Origin of the sequence: Bartonella sp. P0282 (genome assembly GCF_048452985.1) — a bacterium.
Taxonomy (GTDB): domain Bacteria; phylum Pseudomonadota; class Alphaproteobacteria; order Rhizobiales; family Rhizobiaceae; genus Bartonella; species Bartonella choladocola.
Genome location: NZ_WTFO01000002.1, coordinates 625,556 through 649,822, shown reverse-complemented (window position 1 = coordinate 649,822; position 24,267 = coordinate 625,556). Strand labels below are relative to the sequence as shown.

The 24,267-nt window shown below is 46.6% G+C and carries 19 protein-coding genes; 13 read left to right on the top strand and 6 right to left on the bottom strand.

What is annotated here, in order from left to right; translation table 11 throughout:
• The first annotated feature begins 33 nt into the window (after positions 1-33).
• From GQS64_RS08170 to alaS, 5 genes are all read left to right on the top strand, one after another.
• The gene (locus GQS64_RS08170) at positions 34-1,314 is read left to right on the top strand and encodes a replication-associated recombination protein A (RefSeq protein ID WP_077994571.1); all 1,281 of its coding nucleotides are present in this window, start codon (positions 34-36) and stop codon (positions 1,312-1,314) included.
• A gap of 111 nt (positions 1,315-1,425) precedes the next feature.
• Positions 1,426-2,097, top strand: coding sequence for an OmpA family protein (locus GQS64_RS08165; protein WP_077992493.1), 672 nt, complete (start codon positions 1,426-1,428; stop codon positions 2,095-2,097).
• Between the two features lie 220 nt (positions 2,098-2,317).
• Positions 2,318-3,400 (top strand): recombinase RecA, encoded by a 1,083-nt coding sequence (recA, locus tag GQS64_RS08160; RefSeq protein WP_077992491.1) that lies wholly within the window; start codon positions 2,318-2,320, stop codon positions 3,398-3,400.
• Between the two features lie 477 nt (positions 3,401-3,877).
• Entirely contained in the window at positions 3,878-4,057 is a 180-nt protein-coding gene (locus tag GQS64_RS08155) for a hypothetical protein (protein WP_198231233.1), read from the top strand.
• Between the two features lie 131 nt (positions 4,058-4,188).
• A complete protein-coding gene (gene alaS, locus GQS64_RS08150; RefSeq protein ID WP_198231232.1) occupies positions 4,189-6,855 on the top strand; it encodes an alanine--tRNA ligase in 2,667 nt (888 codons plus the stop codon).
• Between the two features lie 378 nt (positions 6,856-7,233).
• On the opposite strand, the gene GQS64_RS08145 is transcribed toward alaS, so the two are convergent.
• Positions 7,234-7,374, bottom strand: a complete 141-nt coding sequence (locus GQS64_RS08145) for a hypothetical protein (RefSeq protein ID WP_198231231.1) — start codon at positions 7,372-7,374, stop codon at positions 7,234-7,236.
• A 71-nt stretch (positions 7,375-7,445) separates the two neighbouring features.
• On the opposite strand from GQS64_RS08145, the gene GQS64_RS08140 reads away from it, so the two are divergent.
• A complete protein-coding gene (locus tag GQS64_RS08140) occupies positions 7,446-7,622 on the top strand; it encodes a hypothetical protein (protein ID WP_198231230.1) in 177 nt (58 codons plus the stop codon).
• Positions 7,623-7,839: 217 nt separating this feature from the next.
• Here the strand turns inward: GQS64_RS08140 and GQS64_RS08135 are convergent, their stop codons facing one another.
• Entirely contained in the window at positions 7,840-9,657 is a 1,818-nt protein-coding gene (locus GQS64_RS08135) for a glucan ABC transporter ATP-binding protein/ permease (protein WP_077992481.1), read from the bottom strand.
• A 209-nt stretch (positions 9,658-9,866) separates the two neighbouring features.
• Between GQS64_RS08135 and GQS64_RS08130 the strand changes: the two genes are divergently transcribed.
• From GQS64_RS08130 to GQS64_RS08115, 4 genes are all read left to right on the top strand, one after another.
• On the top strand, positions 9,867-10,850 hold the full coding sequence (locus GQS64_RS08130) for an RluA family pseudouridine synthase (protein WP_198231351.1): 984 nt from the start codon (positions 9,867-9,869) through the stop codon (positions 10,848-10,850).
• Complete coding sequence (locus tag GQS64_RS08125; protein WP_198231229.1) at positions 10,847-11,524, top strand: HAD-IA family hydrolase; 678 nt, start codon at positions 10,847-10,849, stop codon at positions 11,522-11,524. Before GQS64_RS08130 ends, GQS64_RS08125 begins: the two co-directional genes overlap by 4 nt.
• On the top strand, positions 11,517-12,305 hold the full coding sequence (locus GQS64_RS08120; protein ID WP_198231228.1) for an ATP12 family chaperone protein: 789 nt from the start codon (positions 11,517-11,519) through the stop codon (positions 12,303-12,305). Before GQS64_RS08125 ends, GQS64_RS08120 begins: the two co-directional genes overlap by 8 nt.
• Before the next feature lie 91 nt (positions 12,306-12,396).
• A complete protein-coding gene (locus GQS64_RS08115) occupies positions 12,397-12,825 on the top strand; it encodes an organic hydroperoxide resistance protein (protein ID WP_077992475.1) in 429 nt (142 codons plus the stop codon).
• Between the two features lie 919 nt (positions 12,826-13,744).
• Here the strand turns inward: GQS64_RS08115 and GQS64_RS08110 are convergent.
• The 3 genes from GQS64_RS08110 to GQS64_RS08100 form a co-directional block, all read right to left on the bottom strand.
• The gene (locus tag GQS64_RS08110; RefSeq protein ID WP_077992473.1) at positions 13,745-14,290 is read right to left on the bottom strand and encodes a hypothetical protein; all 546 of its coding nucleotides are present in this window, start codon (positions 14,288-14,290) and stop codon (positions 13,745-13,747) included.
• 142 nt (positions 14,291-14,432) lie between these two features.
• Complete coding sequence (gene glnA / locus GQS64_RS08105; protein WP_198231227.1) at positions 14,433-15,842, bottom strand: type I glutamate--ammonia ligase; 1,410 nt, start codon at positions 15,840-15,842, stop codon at positions 14,433-14,435.
• Positions 15,843-15,917: 75 nt separating this feature from the next.
• Positions 15,918-16,256: a P-II family nitrogen regulator gene (locus GQS64_RS08100; protein ID WP_198231226.1), complete on the bottom strand. Its 339-nt coding sequence runs from the start codon at positions 16,254-16,256 to the stop codon at positions 15,918-15,920.
• Positions 16,257-16,480: 224 nt separating this feature from the next.
• Here GQS64_RS08100 and GQS64_RS08095 point away from each other — a divergent pair, with 224 nt between their 5' ends.
• Both GQS64_RS08095 and GQS64_RS08090 read left to right on the top strand, forming a co-directional pair.
• Entirely contained in the window at positions 16,481-18,025 is a 1,545-nt protein-coding gene (locus GQS64_RS08095; protein WP_246798523.1) for an NAD(P)H-hydrate dehydratase, read from the top strand.
• Positions 18,026-18,155: 130 nt separating this feature from the next.
• The gene (locus GQS64_RS08090; protein WP_198231225.1) at positions 18,156-19,397 is read left to right on the top strand and encodes a porin; all 1,242 of its coding nucleotides are present in this window, start codon (positions 18,156-18,158) and stop codon (positions 19,395-19,397) included.
• A 1,037-nt stretch (positions 19,398-20,434) separates the two neighbouring features.
• Here GQS64_RS08090 and uvrA read toward each other — a convergent pair.
• Positions 20,435-23,353, bottom strand: a complete 2,919-nt coding sequence (uvrA, locus tag GQS64_RS08085) for an excinuclease ABC subunit UvrA (RefSeq protein WP_198231224.1) — start codon at positions 23,351-23,353, stop codon at positions 20,435-20,437.
• 236 nt (positions 23,354-23,589) lie between these two features.
• Here uvrA and GQS64_RS08080 point away from each other — a divergent pair, with 236 nt between their 5' ends.
• Positions 23,590-24,087 (top strand): single-stranded DNA-binding protein, encoded by a 498-nt coding sequence (locus GQS64_RS08080; protein WP_077992462.1) that lies wholly within the window; start codon positions 23,590-23,592, stop codon positions 24,085-24,087.
• Positions 24,088-24,267 lie beyond the last annotated feature (180 nt).

Below are 24,267 nucleotides of genomic sequence, written 5' to 3'. Positions count from 1 at the left end.
AACGATCTTTTTTCAGCTACGACCGATTTGCAGATGGACAAGACCAAACCGCTTGCCGAGCGTATGCGGCCTCAACATCTGTCAGAAGTTATCGGGCAAGAACATATCACCGGTCCGGAAGGCGCATTAAGCAGAATGATCGCCTCCGGTTCGATGGGGTCAATGATTTTCTGGGGACCACCCGGTACAGGAAAAACAACTGTTGCAAGATTACTTGCAAATGAAACGGAACTCGCTTTCGAGCAGATTTCGGCAATTTTTTCCGGTGTGAGCGAGCTAAAAAAAGTATTTGAAAGTGCGCGCGCAAGACGGATGTCCGGCAGGCAGACGTTGCTGTTTGTCGACGAAATACACCGGTTCAATCGTGCACAACAGGATAGTTTTTTGCCGGTTATGGAAGATGGCACGGTTATTCTTGTGGGGGCAACAACGGAAAATCCGTCTTTCGAGCTTAATGCGGCGTTACTTTCGCGCGCACGTGTGCTGACATTCCATTCACTTGATGAAAAGAGTCTGGCAACAATTCTTGAAAGAGCCGAAAAAATAGAAGGCAAGCCACTTCCTGTCGACGAGGGGGCCCGTGATATGCTGGTACGTATGGCCGATGGAGATGGTCGCGCCGTACTTACAATGGCAGAAGAGCTATGGAGAGCCGCACGGACAGGCGAGGTGTTCAATGAAACAACCTTGCAGGAGATTGTCCAGCAACGTGCGGCGATCTATGACAAAGGGCAGGATGGGCATTATAATCTCATATCTGCTCTTCATAAGTCGGTACGCGGTTCGGACCCCGATGCAGCCCTTTACTATCTCTCGCGTATGCTGGATGCAGGCGAAAACCCGCATTATATCGGAAGGCGGCTCGTGCGTATGGCGGTTGAAGATATAGGATTGGCAGATCCGCAGGCTCTCGTCATTGCCAACGCCGCGAAAGATGCCTACGATTATCTTGGCTCACCCGAAGGCGAACTGGCATTTGCCCAAGCCTGTATTTATCTCGCAACCGCTCCCAAATCCAATGCCGGTTATGTGGCATTCAATAAGGCTATGCGTTCGGCGCGCCAGAACGGTTCGTTAATGCCGCCCAAATATATTCTTAATGCGCCGACAAAACTTATGAAACAGGAAGGTTATAACGAAGGTTATCATTATGACCATGATGAGCCTGACGCATTTTCAGGACAGGAATATTTTCCTGAAAAAATGGGACATCAGCATTATTATGATCCGCCTGAACGTGGCTTTGAACGTGAAATAAAAAAGCGCTTGGAATGGTGGGAAAGACTACGTAAAGAACGTAACAGACAAAAATAAACTTGGTATAAGCAGGTAAAATTCAAACTCGTGCGATGAAAATTGCTAAATCCCCCCTATAATCTCCGTCAGGAGATTTAAATGAATCCTTTTAAACGGAGATTATCAAATATGTTGAAAAAGTTGGGCATCCTTTTTCTATCGGCCAGTTTTTTGACCGCATGTGAAACAACGAATCCCTATACCGGTGAAAGTCAGGTATCAAAAACTGCAACTGGCGCAACAATCGGTGCCGTAGCTGGTGCTCTCGGCGGGCTGATGGTGGGTGGTTCAAGCCACGCCCAAAGAAATGCGGTGTTGATCGGTGCAGGCGTCGGCGCACTCGGTGGTGGACTTATTGGTAATTATATGGACCGTCAGGAAGCCGAGCTTCGTCAACAATTGCAGGGAACCGGTGTGTCTGTTACCCGTTATGGCGACCAAATACGCCTGAATATGCCTGGAAATATTACCTTCAATACCGATCAGGATTCAGTCAAAGGGCAATTTTATCCGGTGTTGAACTCTGTCGCTATCGTCTTAAAGAAATATAACAAATCGCTCGTCGATGTTTTCGGTTTTACCGATTCGACAGGAAGTCTGGCACACAATCAGGACCTCTCGCAACGACGCGCGCTCGCGGTTGCCAATTATCTTAATAGTCAAGGTATTGATGGCCGACGTCTTGCAGTTCAAGGCTACGGGCCATCAAACCCGATTGCGTCGAACGATACTGTCGAGGGCCGTTCACAAAACCGCCGTGTAGAAATCCAGATTGCCCCCTTGCGTCAGGACGGTTATTGATTTTAACAGTTGGAACATCGTCTTTTGAAAACCGCCGCCTTTTGCGGCGGTTTTGTTTTATTCAAGCTTGTTTGTCGTGAGAACATTATTAGAACAAAAATATATAATAATGTAAAAACAACAAGTTGTCCCACTTGTAAAATGAGAACAAATAGTGTACAAAAAGATCACGAAATAAATGAGTGCTCTAGCTTCATATAATAGAAAAGGTTAGTGTAAGATGGCACAAAATACATTGCGACTCGTTGAGGATAAAACAGTGGATAAATCGAAAGCTCTGGATGCCGCACTATCCCAGATAGAACGTTCATTTGGCAAAGGCTCTATTATGCGCCTTGGCGATAACAAGCATATTGTAGAAATCGAAACAGTTCCGACAGGCTCGTTATCGCTGGATATTGCCCTCGGAGTGGGGGGGCTTCCCAAAGGGCGTATCGTGGAAATTTACGGTCCTGAAAGTTCCGGTAAAACGACTTTGGCTCTTCATACAATTGCCGAAGCTCAAAAGCGTGGTGGAATTTGTGCATTTATTGATGCCGAACATGCGCTTGATCCGGTCTATGCCCGCAAGCTCGGTGTTGATATTGAAAACCTTCTGATTTCACAGCCTGATACCGGCGAACAAGCATTGGAAATCACCGATACGCTGGTTCGCTCCGGTGCTGTGGATGTTCTGGTTGTTGACTCTGTCGCGGCTTTGACACCTCGTGCAGAAATCGAAGGCGAAATGGGGGATTCACTTCCCGGTCTGCAAGCCCGGTTGATGAGTCAGGCTCTGCGTAAATTGACAGCGTCGATTTCCCGTTCGAATTGTATGGTCATCTTCATCAACCAGATCCGTATGAAGATCGGTGTCATGTTCGGTTCCCCCGAAACGACGACAGGTGGCAATGCTTTGAAATTTTATGCTTCCGTCCGTCTTGATATTCGGCGCATCGGTTCGATCAAGGATCGTGATGAGGTTGTAGGTAACCAGACACGCGTTAAAGTGGTCAAAAACAAACTTGCTCCTCCGTTCAAGCAAGTAGAATTCGACATTATGTATGGCGAAGGCATTTCCAAACTTGGCGAGCTTATCGATCTCGGTGTTAAAGTCGGAATTGTTGAAAAGTCCGGTGCGTGGTTCTCTTATAATTCGCAACGTTTGGGGCAAGGGCGCGAAAATGCAAAGCAGTTTTTGCGTGAGAATAAGGAAGTTGCTGATGAAATTGAAGCAGCCCTGCGGCAAAACGCCGGTTTGATTGCAACAGAATTGCTGGAAAATGGCGGTCCGGAATCAGATGGTGAAAGCGAAGCGGTTTGATATTTTGATTTCTACAATATGAAATTGAAATATAAATTCAGTAAAAGCTTTATCACTCGTCATTAGTTCATCACGAATAAACAAACGGCGTCAGAATATAGGTCGTTTGTTTTTGTCGGGTAAAAACCGGTTTAAATTCGGTCAGATGAAATGTCGGTTTAAATTTTGTCAGATGAAACCGCGGTTTGAAAGTTGGCTTTATAAAGCAAAAATAGCAATTTGAAATTATAAACTATTTGATTGATAAGGAGCTGTGCAAAATTTGCTACGGCTCCTTTCTTATAAAATATCAGGCAAAATATCCGGTAGCAAAAGCGCATTGACGAGCGGTCGTTAAGGGGAAATAGAATGGCTATCGTTCGTTTTCGGATAATGTAAAATCCCGTTGGCCGAAGACAAATTGCATTATCGGAATTAAATCGGGCGTTCACGGCGCGTCATCTCCAGTGAAGGAGCTTGAAGAACCGGAATAGAGCTATGTCAAATGTAGACATTGCATCAAGCTTTAAAAATATTTCGTGTTATAGAAATCATTTTCCGGTTTTGGCGGAACGCACTTATATGCTGTTTATCTCAAGAGCGGTTACAGTTATTGGACATATTCATAAAGGTCACATTGTGCGTTACGAAACAGATGCCCATGTAAAAAGCGAATAATAAATCACATTGGTAAAGTGGCGTTAAAAAGTGGTTTCCAGATCAATGAATATGCTCTAAAAGGCAGACAATATAGTTTTAAAAAATCCTAAAAGCGCAACAGCGCTTTATGGCCAGTACAGGTGTCAGTTATGAATAGTGTTAACGAGATCCGGTCAACTTTTCTGGATTATTTCCACAGAAACGGGCATGAGATTGTTCCCTCAAGTCCGCTTGTGCCCAGAAATGATCCGACATTGATGTTTACCAATGCGGGAATGGTACAATTCAAGAATGTTTTTACCGGTCTTGAGCAGCGCCCTTATAAAAGAGCGACAACAGCACAAAAATGTGTTCGTGCCGGTGGTAAACACAATGATCTCGACAATGTCGGTTACACTGCACGCCACCACACGTTTTTCGAGATGCTCGGCAACTTTTCTTTCGGCGATTATTTCAAGGAACAGGCGATTTATTTCGCGTGGAATTTGTTGACCAAAGAATTTTGTTTGCCGAAAGAAAAGCTGTTGGTCACTGTTTATCACGAAGACGATGTGGCCGCTGATCTTTGGAAAAAGATTGCCGGGCTTTCTGACGACAAGATCATCAGGATTTCAACCAATGACAATTTCTGGGCCATGGGTGATACCGGCCCGTGCGGCCCCTGTTCCGAAATATTCTACGACCATGGTGATAAAATTTGGGGTGGAGTTCCGGGAAGTGCAGAAGAAGATGGTGACCGGTATATCGAAATCTGGAACCTTGTTTTCATGCAATACGAGCAGGTTACAAAAGACCAGCGTAATGATTTGCCGCGGCCATCCATTGATACCGGCATGGGATTGGAACGTATTGCGGCTGTCTTGCAGGGTGTTCATGACAATTATGATATTGACCTTTTCAAAACGTTGATCCGCGCTTCGGAAGAAGCAACAGGTGTCAAAGCAGAAGGTGAATTTGTTGCAAGTCACCGCGTTATTGCCGATCATTTGCGCTCATCCGCATTCCTCATTGCCGACGGTGTTTTGCCGTCAAACGAGGGGCGCGGCTATGTATTGCGCCGGATTATGCGTCGCGCCATGCGTCATGCCGAATTGCTTGGCGCTAAGGAACCTTTGATGTGGCGCCTTCTGCCGACATTGATACGCGAAATGGGGCAAGCCTATCCCGAACTTATACGGGCAGAGGCACTTATTTCGGAAACTTTGCGGTTGGAAGAAACACGCTTCCGCAAGACTTTGGAGCGCGGCCTCAATTTGTTGAACGAGGCAAGCCATAATCTGAAATCGGGCGATCATCTTGATGGCGAAACCGCATTCAAACTGTATGACACCTATGGTTTTCCGCTTGATCTTACTCAGGATGCGCTTCGTCGCCGCAATATAACGGTTGATGTCGAGGCTTTCGACAAGGCCATGGAACGGCAAAAGGCCGAAGCCCGTGCCAATTGGGCGGGGTCGGGTGAAGAAGCAACCGAAACCGTTTGGTTTGCTGTCAGAGATCGCGTCGGTTCGACCGAATTTCTAGGCTATGAGACAGAAAAAGCTGAAGCAGTGATTACTGCCATTGTCAAAGATGGAAAGATCGTCGACGAGCTTAAGGAAGGTGAAGAAGGGGCACTGGTGGTTAACCAGACGCCTTTCTATGGTGAATCGGGCGGACAGGTCGGGGACACCGGCACAATTTCCGGCGAAAAATTTACTTTCGATGTCACTGATACACAGAAAAAAGCCAATGGTGTGTTCATCCACATCGGAAGCTCGAAAAAAGGGTCAATCAAAACCGGTGACGTGGTCGAGCTTGATGTAGACCAAAAAAGACGCCGTAAAATCCGCGCCAATCATTCGGCAACACATCTTCTCCATGAAGCTCTTCGCGAAACACTTGGAACCCATGTCGCCCAGAAAGGGTCATTGGTAACACCGGAACGCTTGCGTTTCGACTTTTCTCATCCGAAACCCATGACTGCCGAAGAAATCAAGCAGGTAGAGGATTTGGCGAACGAAATCGTTTTGCAAAATAGCCCTGTCACCACACGGTTGATGAGCGTCGATGATGCGATTGCAGAAGGAGCTATGGCTCTATTTGGCGAAAAATATGGTGACGAGGTTCGTGTTGTTTCTATGGGGCAAAGGGTTGACCCGACGAAGGTCGGAAATCGGCCTTGGTCGCTCGAACTTTGTGGTGGTACGCATGTGAAACGTACCGGTGATATAGGACTTATCCGTATTGTATCGGAAAGTGCTGTTGCTGCGGGAGTTCGCCGTATCGAAGCATTGACCGGCGATGCCGCCCGTCATTATCTTGACGGTCAGGATCAACGCGTTCACGAAATTGCCAATGTGCTGAAAACAACGCCGCAGGAAGCACTGGAACGCGTCCATATTCTGGTCGAGGAACGTCGTAAACTTGAAAAAGAATTGAACGAAGCCAGAAAACAACTGGCCTTGACTGGCGGCACAGCCAACCATTCAGAACCCGATATTGAAGAGATTAACGGTGTATCGTTTATGGGGCGCGTTGTTCATGGCGTTTCTCCTAAAGATTTGAAGCCATTGGCAGATGCCGGAAAGAACAAGATCGGAAGCGGTATTGTCGCTTTCATCGGCGTTTCGGAAGATGGCAAGGCAAGTGCCGTCGTTGGCGTTACCGATGATTTGACGAGCCGTTACAATGCAGTGGCTCTGGTCAAAGCCTTATCGGAAGTCCTTGGCGGCAAAGGCGGCGGCGGTCGGCCGGATATGGCGCAAGCCGGTGGACCGGACGGTCAAAAAGCCGCGGATGCGCTAAAAGCTTTGCGGCAGAACCTGACAAAATAAGTTTAAAAAGCGGGCAAGTCCCGCTTTTTTATTGTTATCTTGCACAATTACACAATTGGCCGTTTCTGGTTTCAGGCAGCCGGATTTATGAATGTTATCGTATTTGAACCTTTTGTCGAGCGGAAGCCGGTTGCTCAATGTTTTTTGTCATATTTTATATTTTTATAAGAATTTATATCGCTTATTTAGTATAATTTTCACTATATTTTGTATTGTTAATATTCTTAACAAGATAACTTTTATATAGTTCTGAAAATAGATTGTTTCTTACGATTGAAGATCATCAAGTTTTGCGATGCTCTTTTGAAAGTTAATTTTATTGACTTAAATTTAAAAGAGAAATGGTTTTGAAACTCAAGCAGGCTGTGCGATCAATAGCTATTGTTTCAAAAATATCGATAAAGAGATCAGATGCCGATTTGATTTTGTAAGGCGATAATCCATTTCCCCGTCTTCCATTTCCTCGTCTTCCATTTCCTCGTCTTCCATTTCCTTGTCTTCCATCTCCGTGTTTTGCATTTCGGTGTCTATTGCGTCAGGTAAAGGAAACTGTTGCCTATGTTCGTTCTTTATATCGGAGCGTTAGCGGAATGGCGCGAAGTGTCAAAAGCGATGAAACCGGATTGGCTTTTCGCCAGATTTATCATTCGAGTGAAAAGACCTGCCAATGTGTCAATGGATGCAATACAGCACTCGCCGTTTCAGTGCTATTTTTCAGATTATTTGTCTCGAAAGGTGTCGGCACTTCAAAATCATCTATCACATGAGATAGGCGACAGGAGAGTTTGAAGGAGGGGGTTTAGGCTTCAGCTCCTGTTTTTTGCTGTTATGAATGCTATCGTTATGCATGTGCGGGGTTCAAAAGTCCACTTGCTTATGCGGCTACAGGAACAATGTCCGGCAGTTTTACAATACCGGTTCTGCGGTATTCGTCATTTCATTGCCGGAACGAATGTTCAAAGCCAATTATTTTAGATAGGCGATCTAATGTTGGGCAACATTATCGTGGTTGAGTGCATGGGGTGAATGGTCGATCGTCAAGCCACCCGCTTTGAGGAGCGCTGTAAAGCGGCCACCTTTTTCAGCAAGTTCGTCAAAACTTCCTTGTTCGACAATGTGTCCACGATCCATAAACAAGACCAGATCGGCGTTACGAACTGTCGATAGGCGATGAGCAATAATAATCGTTGTGCGGTTCCGGCTTACTGTGTCGATTGCTTCTTTAACACGCGCTTCTGTTTCAACATCCAATGCACTTGTTGCTTCATCAAGAACGAAGATAGGGGAATTTTTCAATACAGCTCTGGCGATTGCGAGCCTCTGGCGTTCGCCACCGGAAAGGAGAGAACCGCGTTCTCCCACCCTTGTGTCGTAACCATTGGTTTTTGCACGAATAAAATCATTGGCTGCCGCGATCTTGGCGGCTTCATATATCTCTTCGTCGGTTGCTTCAGGCCGGCCGATGCTGATATTTTCCTTGATCGTCCGGTTGAATAAACCGGAATCCTGAAACACGGTCGCCATAGCATGACGAAGTGATGCGCGATTGACCGTCCGTGTATCGACACCATCTATCGTTATCACGCCCGATTCAGGGTCATAGATGCGCTGCAAGAGATTAATCAGTGTTGTTTTACCGGCACCGGTAGGGCCGACAATAGCCGCCGTCTGGCCGGGCTTGATTTCAAAACTGATGTCATAGACACCTTGTAACGTGTTGGAGAATTCATGTGTTACATGGTCGAAACGAATGTCGCCTTTAACATTGGTCAAAGACGGTAAACCTTCCGGTTCGGCAGCAGCAATTGTTGAATCCATCATGTCGTAGAATGCATCAAGCTTTGCACGGTTGGAACCGATGAGATTGATGAAATTGCTGATTTGGTCGAGCTGTCCGATCATCATCTGTGAAAAGAAAACAAAAGCAACCACATCACCAATATTGAGAATGCCTTTTGAAACAAGATAGGCACCAAGAACAATGACAACGATGACTGTAATTGTCGAGGCCATGCGGTTAAGTCCGGCAGCCAATGCCCACCAGTTCAAAACCGGATATTGGGCTTTAAGAACATTTTGTGCGTTCTGTTTGACCCGCGCACTCTCTTCATCCCCGCGGTTATAGCTTTGAACAACCGAGACATTGGAAATGGAATCCGTGACATGTTCAAAGAGGGCGAGGTGGTATTTTTCGACCGATTCCTGACCGGTTTTTGTCTTGGTCATGACCAGCCGCGCAATCATAATGTAAATAATGCCAAGTGAAATCAGCACGATCGACAACCGGTAATCGGTCCAGATTGCGACACTCAACAAAATCACAAGCTGGATCATGGATGCCAAATGCTGACGCATGAATTCGAGCCACATGGTAAACATGGATTCACATGCGCGCAGCATGGTATGAAGTGCGTTGGATGTGCCTATCTTCTGGTGCCAGGCAAGCGGCATATTGATAATGCGCTGGTAGGATTCAGCCAATACTCCCAAGCGCCTGCGATGGGCGAGGCGGTCGGCACCGCGATCAACCATGACTGTTGCAATAATGGAAAACATGCCAAGTGCCGTCCACAGTGCAAGATAGGGAATCACCGCGGTAAATGTGTCACCGGCAGAAAAAGCAGTGCCGCTCGATACGGCTTGTGCAGTCAATGAAAGCTCGTCAATAATCCATCCGAAAATTTTCGGTATGAAAACTTGTACTGCCGCCATGGCAATATTGGCTGCACATATAATGATGACAGTTCTCTTTTCTGTCATCAAATAGCTGACTGCGCGCGTATAAGTTTTAAAAAGCGACAAGCTTATTCTCCAATGACGCCTTGCCCCGATAGCCGTCTGTTAAAAAATACGGTCAACTGTTTATAGCGTTTATGTAAGATGCGCTACCGTTCAATTTACGATCAGCGAAACCACTTTTAGCAACACAATGTAACGCTGCGTGATCGCGATGATAAATCATGTCGCTATTGTTGTCCGATGATGCTAGAGAGGGCGACAAGGAGATAATGATGGCCGGTGTAGAAATAAAACAAGTAGATGAAGACGAAAACGGCATGCGCGTCGACCGTTGGTTCAAGGCACACTATCCGGGGCTTGGATTTGGTCACTTGCAAAAGCTGTTGCGGTCGGGGCAGATTCGCGTTGATGGCGGTCGGGTCAAGTCGGATACAAGACTTCAAACCGGACAATCTGTCCGTGTTCCGCCGTTACCTGTTGATGAAAAGGGTACTCTACCGCTCACCGGCAAAACCATTCGCGGGCAGGACGACGGCGATGTTTTGAAGCAGATGCTGCTTTATGAAGACAAGAAGCTTTATGTGTTTAACAAACCGGCTGGTCTCGCCGTTCAGGGCGGCTCCGGTGTCACCCGTCATGTCGACGGAATGCTTGAAGCCTGGCGCAACCAAAAAGGCGAAAAACCGCGCCTCGTCCATCGTCTTGATCGTGATACAGCGGGCGTACTGGTTGTTGCCAAAACACGCTCGGCCGCTCAAGCTTTGGCAGCAGCCTTTCGTGCACGTGAAACCAAGAAAACCTACTGGGCTTTGGTAAGGGGCGTTCCCAAAAAACGCGAAGACAAGATTTCAACATGGCTCGTAAAAGAATCAACACCTGATGGCGATAAAATGCGGGTATGTCCCCATGGCGAACCGGATTCCGACCATGCGGTTTCGCATTATCGTGTTATTGATACACGTGGACAGATTTTGTCATGGCTCGAAATGGAACCTTATACCGGTCGTACCCACCAATTACGCGTTCATGCCGCCTATATTGGCCACCCCATTATTGGCGACCCGAAATATTTTTATGCAGACCAGAATTGGGAACTACCCGGTGGCATCCAGAACCGGCTACATCTTCATGCACGGCGCATAAGAATTCCTAATCCGTCGGGCGGGATATTGGACGTAACAGCACCGCTGCCACCCCACATGGTTCAAAGTTTCAATCTTCTTGCTTTTGATGAAAATGACGGAGATACCGATTGAGCGACACGCCGCTTCGCCTTGCGCTTTTTGATTGTGATGGAACACTGGTTGATAGTGCATTCACTATCCAGCATGTGATGACCACGGTGTTCCAACAATTTTCATATAAAGAGCCAAGCCTTGATGAAACCGAAAGGGTCATAGGCCTTTCGCTTGAAGTTGCAATAGCAGAGCTGCTGAAACGTCCGGTGGATGATGAAATTCTTGAAATGGCAACGGCCTATAAGCAGAATTTCACAAAATTCAGGGGGGATATTTCTTTTACCGAACCACTTTTCCCCGGAATTATGGAAACCTTGACGACGCTTGAACAGAACGATGATATTTTGTTGGGGCTTGTTACCGGAAAGACGCGATTGGCCGTCGATAAAATCTGTGAAGCATACAAACTTCATTGTTTTATCACCATCAAAACAGCCGATGATTGCCCTTCAAAACCCAATCCCGCCATGGTTCTGGAAAGCTGTAAACAGACTGGTGTTTCACCCGATAATACATTTGTAATTGGCGATTCAATTTACGACATGCAAATGGCCAAACTTGCCCATGCGAATGCAATCGGCGTTTCATGGGGTTATCATACGCCCGAAGCACTGAAAGAGGCGGGAGCGGGAACAATTGTCCGCGAACCGGAAGAGTTAATTCCGATATTGGAAAGAAAAAGCAATGCGTGAATTTCTTGAAGAATTGAATGATGAAGCCGAAAAGTCCGATCCGGTAAAACAGGCACAGCTCCTATCCAGACGCGAATTGCCGAAACGTTTTTATAAAAACGCAGCAGTCGAACAGGAAGGCGGCACATTTGCGGTGGTGCTTGACGGTAAAACCGTCAAAACTCCGGCGCGGAATAAATTGGTTTTGCCCAATGAAGCTCTTGCCCGCATGGTTGCACGCGAATTCGATACTCAAAAACAGACAATTGATCCTGCAAAAATGCCGATTACACGTCTCGTCAATTCCATTATTGATGGCGTCATCGACCATATGGAAGCCGTACGCGATGAAATATTGGAATTTGCAGGCAATGATATGCTCTTTTATCGTGCCGATTCACCAAAGGAACTTGCTGAAAGACAACATCTTCATTGGGACCCCGTATTGGACTGGATCCACCAGAATTATGGTGCGCGCTTCATGCTGACTGAAGGGGTCATGTTTGTAAAACAGCCCGATGAATCAATTCTGGCAATAGAAAATGCGCTTAAGGCTGTAGATTCGCCTTATGTGCTTGCGGCCTTACATTCCATCACCACACTTTGTGGCTCGGCTTTGCTCGCGCTTGCTGTCTGGAAAGGAAAAATAAATCTTTCACAAGCCTGGCAACTTGCCCATCTTGACGAGGATTGGACGATTGAACATTGGGGGGAAGATCAGGAAGCTGCTACCAAACGCGCCTATCACCAAGCCGAATATGAAGCGGCTGTTTCCGTCATCGCGGCAATCGAAAACCAATAATTTTCAGAACTAGCCCGCTCGATTATTGCTTCTCTATAAAAAAACACTAGGTTAAAGCCTTGAGTTTGTTTTACCAAGGAGTGAAAGCACCATGTTATCGAATATCGTTTATAGGACAACAGCTATTGCCGAAGGCGGACGGGAAGGGCATGTACATTCGGAAGATGGGGCGCTTGACATCGATCTGGTAAAACCCAAAGAAATGGGTGGAGACGGTAAAGTCGGCTTAAACCCCGAAACGCTTTTTGCCGCCGGATATGCCGCATGTTTTGAATCGGCTACACGTTTTGCAGCACAAAAAGCCGGTTTCAAAGTTGAACCCGGCAGTTACGTCAAAGCCGAAGTTGGCATTGGTCCACGCAAAACCACCGGTTTTGAACTATCTGTTATTTTGACGGTGCATCTTGAAGGGCTGGATAAACAGCAGGCTGAAATGGCGGCTCACACAGCCCATAACGAGATTTGTCCCTATTCAAACGCGACACGTAATAATATCAGTGTGCAGATCAAAGTGGTTTGATCGCTCTTTAAAACCTTCGCAGTTTTATGCTTGCTGATCGAAATTTACAAAACGGTCAATGAAAACAGTAAGTATGGAAAAGAACGCCTGAGACGGATAACAGCATTGATGCGGGAGCCACGCATTCCAGAAATGTTTGGACTTAAATTCCGGAATTATTTTGGCCTCCACATCAAGGCTTGAAAAAGGGCAGGGGAAGCCCGTTCGATTTCCATTTTGGCAACGCCAAAACTCGGTGTTGAAGCGGTTCCCCGGCTTCAAGGCTCGATAAATAGCGGGGACAGCCGCCACGATTTCTGTTTTGGCAACGCCAAAACTCGGTCTCGAAGCGGTTTTCCGGCATTAAGGCTTGATAAACAGCGAGGACAGCCGCCACGATTTCTGTTTTGGCAACGCCAAAATCAATAGTGATGCAGTTTTAATCTGTTGAATGAAATCTTTATGAACAGGCCGTGTCGAGATTCTTTAAGCGACCGGTTTTGCGCTGCATTCCGCTCAGAGTTGTTTATGATGACAACCATCCTTGTTGTCAAAGGCATTCTGCCTCTAGATTTATCCTTGATAATCAGATAGTTGAAGGGCTATCAATTGTAATGCTGGCATGTTGAGCAGAATAGCCGTTATAAACGCCTATTCCGGTTAGCTTGATCTTAAAAAAATAGCTTTGCGACAGCTATTTCAACAGCCACGTTTTTTAACCTACAATCGGGAAAGGCGTATTATCAAGGGCAACAAAAGCGCTTTCCGACCTTATCCGGACGGTTTTTGACCCCGCCTAACCATTTGGAAATCATGTTCAACACGCAACGATAAGGCGCTTCGCCGGTTGAAAAATCGCATATTTTCAACGGATATTGGCTACAAACACCCTTACAGTTACTTTACGATTCCTAAGGTTCCGGCCGACAGATGCAAAGGATTATTTTATCTTCTTTACTTCCGGTGCACTGAGTTTGATTTTTTCAAACCCCGGAAAGGCAGCGCTCATTGTTGAAAGCGTTGTTGCATCATCGCCGCGAACAAAATACCATTGATTATTATCGAGAATAGCGACGAGTTCGCCTTTAATCTGGTTTTTCTCGCTCCCGTTGGTTGTTATCACAAAGTCGGTCGGAATGATATAATAGGGCGTTCCATCTTCAAACTCGCCGGCGCGCTTTTTCGATTGGCCTATTGTTATCTTGTCAACTTTATAGGTTTCGGCGAGCTGTTTCATCTGGCTTACCATGATTTGCCGAAATTGTTCCTGATCGACTTTCGATTGCGCAGCAAGTGTCTGGATAATGCGCGGCGGAATCGCGTTTAAAACCGCATCGAAATTGGATGTCTGTAACGCTGTCGCATAATTATTCGTGGCATCGGTCAACATTTTAATTTCTTCATCAGTGGCGGAGCGCGCATGAGCCGCGAAAGTGCCGCTGAAAAGGAGTGAAAAACCAACGATAATTGGGAGGATACGGCGCATAACTTACCTTCGATACTAGTTACTCATAAATCCTTTATAAGGAACTCCCAGTTTAAAGGCAAAGCGTGACAGGAAAAAGGCAGCGATTGTTACAAAAACGGAGGCCGAAGCCCCCGTTTTCAATGATCTTGGTTAATGAAAATCAGACAGAATAATACATATCGAATTCGATCGGATGAGGTGTCATCTCGAAACGCAGAACCTCTTCCATCTTCAATTCGATAAACGAATCGATCTGGTCGTCATCGAATACATCACCGGCTTTAAGGAAGGCACGGTCTTTATCGAGACATTGCAGTGCTTCACGCAAGCTTCCCGAAACAGTCGGGATTTTTTTCAGTTCTTTTGGAGGCAGATCATAAAGATCCTTATCCATAGCCTGTCCGGGATGGATCTTGTTTTTAATGCCGTCGAGGCCGGCCATCAAAATTGCCGAGAAAGCCAGATAAGGATTGGCTGTCGCATCAGGAAAACGGATTTCCACGCGTTTTGAGTTCGGCGAAGAACCGAAAGGAATACGGCAGGAAGCCGAACGGTTACGTGCCGAATAGGCGAGCAGAACCGGAGCTTCATAGCCGGGAACAAGACGCTTGTACGAGTTGGTCGACGGGTTGGTGAAAGCGTTGATCGCTTTTGCGTGTTTGATGATACCGCCGATGAAGAACAGGCAGGATTCCGAAAGACCGGCATATTCATTGCCGGCAAATGTCGGCTTGCCATCTTTCCAGATCGACATGTGGACGTGCATACCCGAACCGTTGTCGCCAAAGATCGGTTTCGGCATAAATGTGGCCGATTTTCCGTAAGTGTTGGCGACTTGATGCACGACATATTTGAATATCTGCATTTTGTCGGCTTCACGCACCAATGTGTCGAAGCGGATACCCAATTCATGCTGGGCGGCTGCAACTTCATGGTGATGTTTTTCAACACGAACGCCCATATCGGTAAGCGCAGTCAACATTTCCGAACGGATATCCTGACAGGAATCAATCGGAGGAACCGGAAAATAACCGCCCTTGACGCGTGGCCGGTGACCGAGGTTGCCCATCTCGTATTCGGTGTCGTCATTTGACGGGAACTCGTTTGAATCAAGCTTGAAGCCGGTGTTGTAGGGGTCGTTTTTGAAGCGTACATCGTCAAAGATGAAAAATTCTGCTTCAGGACCAACATTGACCGTGTCGCCAATGCCCAAAGATTTCAAATAGGCTTCGGCTTTCTTTGCTGTCGAACGCGGATCACGGTTATAGGATTCACCCGATACCGGATCGAGAACATCGCAAAGAATAACCATTGTGGATTGGGCAAAAAACGGGTCCATATGGGCGGTGGTTGGATCCGGCATCAATACCATATCCGACTCATTGATTGCTTTCCATCCGCTGATCGAAGATCCGTCAAACATAACACCATCAGCGAATGTGTCTTCACTGATTTCAGCTATATCCATGGTTACATGTTGCAGCTTGCCTTTAGGATCACTAAAACGCAAATCTACAAAGCGAATGTCATTATCCTTAATTTGTTTAAGGACATCAGATGCAGTCGTCATATTACATTCCTTATTTAAAAGTAATAAAGGGTTGATCGGACATGCCCCTATGCGGGGCATGATTTTACTTATGGCTTAGATTGCGTCTACGCCCGTCTCTCCTGTGCGAATGCGGATAACCTCTTCTACAGAAGAAACGAAAATTTTTCCGTCGCCGATGCGACCGGTCTGGGCTGCCTTGCGTATTGCTTCAATTGCAGATTCTACAGTTTCATCGGCAACAACAATTTCAACTTTGACCTTGGGAAGAAAATCAACAACATATTCGGCACCGCGATAAAGTTCGGTGTGGCCTTTCTGACGCCCGAAACCCTTGGCTTCGGTAACGGTTATGCCTTGTAAACCGACGTCTTGAAGAGCTTCCTTCACTTCATCAAGCTTGAATGGCTTAATGATAGCTTCGATTTTTTTCATATTGATCTTGCCTCCAACGTTAAAATTTAGCTTCGGTAACCGCTTTATTTTGATTTGTTGTATTCACTAATATTTTATAAGCATGTTTTATGCCAAGTTGAAAAAATATCCGCTATCTCAACAAGATTTTGCCAGACAAAGCAATTCATACATTGTTAACCGTGGCAAATGCAGGGGAACCGGTTATACTGTGTTCGGGAATTTACGTGTGAGGTGAATAAAAAATGGGCGAACTGACTAAAAAACATGCAATGGCTAGGATTGAAGCGCATAAATTTCCGATAGAACTTTTAACCCCGAAAGAAATGGGCGAGGCGGATCATCTCGCTGCAAGCTTGAATGGCGGGGATAGTTTCAAGCTCATGGAACGTGCCGGAAAGGCTGTTGCCGACATTATTCTCGATGACTATCGTCATGTTCGCAAAATTGCTGTCTTGTGTGGTCCCGGAAATAACGGTGGTGACGGTTATATGGCCGCACATATTCTAAAAGCCCATGGTTTCGAGCCTTATATATTTTCATTGGCAAAACCAAGAGCAGGAAGTGACGCAGAAAAAGCAGCCGCTTTGTGGAAAGGTGACTGTCGGGCGTTTGACGCATTTTCGTCTCCGGAAGATTTCGATGTCATTATAGATGCATTATATGGGGCAGGACTTGATAGACCGTTGGATAAGCCGCTTCAGGCAAGTTTAAAAAAGATCAATGAAAGTGGTGTTCCCGTTATTGCGATTGATTTGCCTTCCGGCGTTTTCGGGCGCACCGGCGCTTTAAATGGCGAAGCGATCAAGGCAACGAAGACCGTAACATTCTTCCGGTTGAAGCCGGGACATGTTTGTTATCCTGGACGCGCCTGTTGCGGCGAAATCAGGCTTGCTGATATAGGAATTCCCGCGAGCGTTCTTCAAACAATAAAACCGGAAAATTATATCAATTTTCCGTCGCTCTGGCTGAAAGATTGGCCGACACTTGATTATGATACGCATAAATATCGGCGCGGTCATGCGGTGGTTTTTTCCGGTCATCAGTCGTCAACCGGTGCTGCAAGACTTGCCGCTCATGCCGCAGCCAGAAGCGGGGCGGGGCTTGTTACAATCCTCTCGCCGGAAGATGCACTTGCCGTTCATGCAATGCATCTCACCAGTATTATGCTCGACGAAATGGGCAGCGACACGGAAATTCTCGCATTTCTGGAAAATAGAAAAGTGCGATCGGTTATCTTGGGGCCTGCATTCGGTTCACTGGAACGGGCATTATCAATCACCCGATCAATATTGACAAAGAGCGGGGTTTTCACACTTGTTCTCGATGCGGATGCATTAACGGCCATAGCAGGAAAGAGCGAAGACATATTTCCACTTATCAAAAAGTCGCCGGTCAATGTGATATTGACGCCGCATGAAGGCGAGTTTCAGCGTGTTTTCCCTTCTGTTGCAAAGATGGACGGCCTGTCGCGTATCGAGAAAGCCGCGAAAGCAGCAATAGATTGCGGCGCTGTTGTTGTCTATAAAGGTGCCGATACAATCATTGCTTCTCCTGAAGGCCGTCTGGCAGTCAACGTCAACGGAACTCCCTATCTTGCCACTGCCGGTTCCGGAGATGTGCTTTCCGGCATTGTCGGCGGCTTGAGCGCGCAAAAAATGCTACCTTTCGAGGCGGCTTGCGCCGGTGTTTTTATTCATGCACGCTGCGCGGAACATTTTGGTATCGGTATGATTGCGGAAGATATTGTTTCGGCAATTCCCCTCGTTCTGGGTGAATTCGTTATGTGACTAATTTATCACAATTTAACTATAGATATGAATATTGAAAGATTTTGACTTTAAATTGCAGCGACACTGCCGCATAACACATCCATCATATTCTGATTAACAAACCTACCGAGCAGAGGGAGAATTCCTTATGAAAATAAAAGCACTATTGGCCGGTTCTGCTGCTGCCGTGGTCATATCGAGTGCATCTTATGCTGCCGATGTTGTTGTAGCCGAACCTGAACCCGTCGAATTTGTGCGTGTTTGTGATGCTTATGGGCAGGGTTATTTCTATATTCCCGGAACCGATACCTGTATGCGTGTTGGCGGGTATATGCGCGCCGACATAAAAGGTGGCGACAATGTCTATGCATATAAAGGCAAAAAAGACCGCGATACATATGCATGGCGTGCTCGTGGTGAATTGCGCTTCCAGACAGCAAGCGAAACCGAGCTTGGTACGTTGCGCACTATGGTTGAGCTGCGTAACCAATGGGACGATGGCAATGATACTTTGAGTGGGCAGGCTCACTTTGCTTATATAGAATTGGGCGGTTTGCGCGTTGGTGTTGACGAATCGATTTTCTGGCATTGGACGGGTTATCTCGGCAAGGTCTTGAACGATGATGTCGTCGATCCCGGCATGTTCCAGCGTACCAATGTTTTGAGCTATACATTTTCCGCTGATAACGGTTTTTCGGCAATCATCGGTGTTGAACAGGGGACTGATGGTGGCAGCGACAATGCTGGCGACAACTACTATCTGAAGGGCATGGGTAGACGTGTTGCAACGGATTCTGGAAAAGCCTACCGCAATGACCCCAATGCCCGCCATTTCTATAGTGGTAGCAGTATTGATGATTACACACCGAATGTTCTCCTTGGTGCGAAATTCGTACAGGGCTGGGGCTCCATCGCTGCTATTGGCGCTTATGATGCACAATGGGAAGAATGGGCTGCCAAGCTGCGTGTTAACTTGAACGTCACCGATCAATTGTCGGTTTGGGTCATGGGCGGTTACAAGAGCAATGACGACTATTACGCCTATGACGATGTTTATAACGATGATCGTCCCAACAGAAAGCATGATTACTATTATCGCATGCACACCAGCCAATATGGTGATTGGGGTGGCGATTGGGCCGTTTGGGGTGGTACAACCTATAAAGCTACCAAAAAGGCTTCTTTCAATTCGCAGTTGACCTATGATGACACAGACGTTTTCAGCGCATCGGTCAATATGGCTTATGAACTTGTTCCGGGTCTCGTTGTAACACCTGAAGTTTCCTATCTGAACTTCGGCAATGACAAGAAGTGGGACGATGGTTCGCGCGTTACATTCCATGGCGACAATGCCGTTCAGGGAATGTTGCGTATGCAGCGCAATTTCTAAAATCCTATCCAATAATATTTTTAATGGCGGCTTTGGCCGCCATTTTTTTATTCTCTATCATCTTATTCGTTTTGCCGAATATGAGGGCGCATAATTATTGCGCACATCCGGTTATTGAAGTCTTCCAGATCTTTGATTTTCAATGACATTGAATACGAAATTGCGTATTTTGTGTCTGTCCGCAAAGGCTTTATTTAATAAATTAAAAAAAACCTATAATGCATTGTTTTAATTTTATTATTATATTCGATTTTCGTCTTTTTGCGCCAAATGAAGCTTTTTTAAAGCTCGTTTATGCGGCCTCTATCGGCATTTTCGGCAAATAACTTGAAAGCCACACATAGAACTTACGGGATTTATGTCTCTGCACGAAATCACATTACTGCAATTTGGTTTCAGTAACTTGTCCGCAATTCACCCATTACCTCGCGGATATAACAATCCATACAAAAATAGGCAGCGGATGTAGCCAAGAAAAGAGAACCGAAACGTAACGCACAAAAGGAGGGTCGGAGACGTAGTCCACCAAGAGCAGGCCATGAACCCGACAGACAAAAACGTCATGAACGAGGGGCAAGAAAAGAGAACCGAAACGTAACGCACAAAAGGAGAGCTGGAGACGTAGTCCACCAAGAGCAGGCCATGAACCCGACAAACAAAAACGTCATGAACGAGGGGCAAGAAAAGAGAACTGAAACGTAACGCACAAAAGGAGAGCTGGAGACGTAGTCCACTAAGAGCAGGCTATGAACCCGACAAACAAAAAACGTTATGAACGAGGTGCACGAAAAGCGAGCCATGGGTGTAGAGTGCCGGAGACGTAGTCCACAAAAAACAAGCCTAGGATGTGCCGCATAAAAAGCGGGCTATAGATGTGGCGTACGAAAAGCGGGACGTGAATAAAGAGAGCCGAAGACGTGCCGAAAAGCAAGTAAAGGATGTGGACACATAAAAAGCAAATAAATGATGAATCAAATAAAAAGCGGGCTGTGAATGTGCCCGCTTTGATCTTCCTTGAAGTGTCGCTTTTCCTTCAATTATTGCGATAACGCTTTTTTCGTTGGCCGGCGTTCCAGAAGTTCTTTCAGGAACTGTCCGGTGTAAGAGCGTTCCACTTTCACAATATCTTCCGGACGGCCGACAGCAACAATTTCGCCGCCGCCATCGCCACCTTCCGGACCAAGGTCGATGATCCAGTCGGCAGTTTTGATGACTTCAAGATTATGCTCGATAACGGCAACAGTATTTCCCTGATCGACCAGTTCATGCAGAACCTCAAGAAGTTTCGCAACATCGTGGAAGTGCAGGCCTGTCGTCGGCTCGTCAAGAATATAGAGTGTCCGGCCGGTTGCCTTGCGTGCCAGTTCCTTGGCAAGCTTTACGCGCTGTGCTTCACCGCCGGAAAGAGTGGTCGCCTGTTGCCCGACCTTGATGTAGCCAAGTCCAACCTTGACCAATGTATCCATTTTGTCGCGAATGGCCGGTACTGCCTGGAAAAACTCCGCCGCTTCATCCACCGTCATATCAAGAACATCGGCGATGGATTTACCCTTATAGGTAACTTCCAGCGTTTCCCGATTATAGCGTTTGCCGTGGCAGACATCACATGTCACGTAGACATCCGGTAAAAAATGCATTTCGATTTTTATGACGCCGTCGCCTTGACAGGCTTCACAGCGCCCGCCCTTGACGTTGAATGAAAAACGTCCTGGCTGATAACCGCGGGCCTTTGCTTCCGGCAAACCGGCAAACCAGTCACGTATCGGGGTAAATGCACCGGTATAGGTTGCCGGATTTGAGCGCGGAGTGCGCCCGATCGGGGATTGGTCAATGTCGATAACTTTGTCGAGATATTCAAGCCCCTCGATTCGATCATGTTCGGCCGGATGTTCACGGCTTCCCATGATGCGCCGCGAGGCTGCTTTGAACAGTGTTTCGATAAGGAATGTCGATTTGCCGCCACCCGAAACACCGGTAACACAGGTAAACGTCCCAAGCGGAATATCGGCAGTAATGTTCTTTAAATTGTTGCCTCTCGCCCCGACAACACGCAATTTTTTTGTCTTGGAAATTTTGCGGCGTTCGGCCGGTACGGGAACGAACATTTTGCCTGAAAGATATTGGCCGGTGAGCGATGCCGGATCATCCATAATATCTTTTGGCGTTCCTTGAGCGACAACTTTACCGCCATTAACTCCCGCAGCCGGACCGATGTCGACGACATAATCGGCAGTCAGAATGGCATCTTCATCATGTTCGACAACAATCACCGTATTGCCGAGATCACGTAGATGTTTAAGTGTTTCAAGAAGACGTGCATTATCGCGCTGGTGCAATCCGATAGACGGCTCATCAAGAACATAGAGAACGCCTGTTAATCCTGAACCGATTTGCGAAGCAAGCCGGATGCGCTGGCTTTCACCGCCCGATAACGTACCGGAAGCGCGCGCCAGTGTGAGATATTCAAGCCCGACATCATTCAGAAATTTCAAACGGTCGCGAATTTCTTTCAAAATACGTGAAGCAATATTCTTCTGTTTTTCATTGAAAGTTTTATCCACTTCCTGAAACCATTTATCGGCTTTGGAAATCGACATTTCGGACACTTCGCCAATGTGAAGCTTGTTGATTTTTACAGCCAGTGCTTCCGGCTTCAACCGATAGCCTTTACATGCCGGACAAGGGGAAGACGACATATAACGTTCAATCTCCTCGCGTGACCAGGCCGAATCGGTTTCTTTCCAGCGCCGTTCCATATTGGGAATGACACCTTCAAAACTTTTTGTCGCAGAATAGGAACGCATCCCGTCGTGATAGGTAAAGGTGACTTCTTTCTTGCCCGTGCCGTAAAGAATCGCGTGACGGGCTTCTTCGGAAAGGTCTTTCCATTTGTCTGTGAGCTTGAAATGATAAGCCTTCCCAAGCGCTTCAAGTGTTTGATTGTAATAGGGTGAAGAGGATTTCGACCACGGAGCAATAGCACCTGCTTTCAACGACAAATTCTCGTCAGGAACCACCATGGCCGGATCAATTGCCTGTAGCGACCCCAAGCCGTCACAGGTCGGGCAAGCACCGAACGGATTGTTAAAAGAAAAAAGCCGTGGCTCTATTTCGGGAATCGTAAAGCCCGAAACAGGGCAGGCAAACTTTTCGGAAAAGAGTAAACGTTCGTGTGTATCGTTTTTCGATTTATTGGCCGAACCTCCGGCTGTCTGTTCTTTCGGAAGCGGCTTGTCGGCAAGTTCGGCAACAGCCAATCCGTCAGCCAGATGAAGGCAGGTTTCAAGACTATCGGCAAGACGGGCTGAAATGTCGGGTTTCACAACGAGACGATCGACGACAACATCAATATCATGTTTGTATTTTTTATCGAGTTCCGGAACATCGGCTATTTCATAAAAAACGCCGTCGATTTTGACACGCTGGAAACCTTTTTTAAGAAGGTCGGCCATTTCCTTTTTATATTCGCCTTTGCGCCCGCGCACGAGCGGAGCCAGAATATAAAGTCTCGTTCCTTCCGGGAGTGCCAGAATGCGATCAACCATCTGGCTCACAGTCTGGCTTTCAATCGGCAATCCTGTAACCGGTGAATAGGGCACACCCACCCGCGCAAACAACAAGCGCATATAATCGTGAATTTCTGTGACCGTGCCGACAGTTGAACGCGGGTTACGACTCGTGGTCTTTTGTTCAATGGAAATAGCCGGAGAGAGACCGTCAATCTGGTCTACATCCGGTTTTTGCATCATTTCCAGAAACTGTCTGGCATAGGCTGAAAGACTTTCCACATATCGCCTTTGCCCTTCGGCATAGATCGTATCGAAAGCAAGCGAGGATTTACCGGATCCGGAAAGACCTGTCATGACAATCAGTTTGTCTCTTGGCAGATCAAGATCTATGTTCTTTAAATTATGTTGGCGGGCACCACGTATTGAAATATATTTCTGATCGGACATATTTGGCCTTGCGGGGAAAGAACAAAAATGGAACACTCGCTCTCAAATAGGTGAGACTATCAGAAATTGCAATGGTAAGAATTCAACTTAAAAAATAACTGAAAAAGAAGTTCTGTGGAAATTGCACGAATAAACCGGCCTTTTTTGCCTCAAGCTTGAAAATAGATTATATGGTGGCAAATTGAGCTTTAGCATTTAATTTTCGGCTTTTTGCCGCGTGGTTTGGAGTTTTGATAATGGCAGGCAGTGTTAACAAGGTCATTCTGATTGGTAATCTCGGTGCAGATCCGGAAATTCGCAGAATGAATTCTGGCGATCAAGTGGCAAGTTTACGCATTGCAACGTCGGATACGTGGCGTGACCGTAATACAGGCGAGCGTCGCGAACGGACAGAATGGCACAGTGTGGTTATTTTTAACGAAAATCTGGTCAAAGTTGTCGAGCAATATCTTAAAAAAGGCGCGAAGGTTTATATCGAGGGGCAGTTACAAACCCGCAAATGGCAGGATCAGAACGGTAACGACCGTTATACAACCGAGATTGTTTTGCAAAAATATCGCGGTGAATTGCAAATGCTTGATAGCCGCGGCGAAGGTGGTGGCAGCCGTCAGCAGGTGAGCGATCAATCCGGTTCCGGCGGTTTTGGCGGCGGCTACGGCAATTCCGATCAGGGCGGAAACAATCAGTCAGGAAGCAATTTTTCGCGCCAGCTTGATGACGATGTTCCGTTTTGAGGCTCCCGTATTTTAACGGTTATCATAAATTGCGATTGCCGTTTAACGCGTTGAATTGAGATTACCGCACAATGCGGTGTCGTGATCTTTCTGGAACCTTATTTGCATCATTCAGAAATTTTAAACAGCTCCCCGTTTCCATTGTTTTCAGGCGAATCGCAGCTTTTAGAAAAAGAGGAG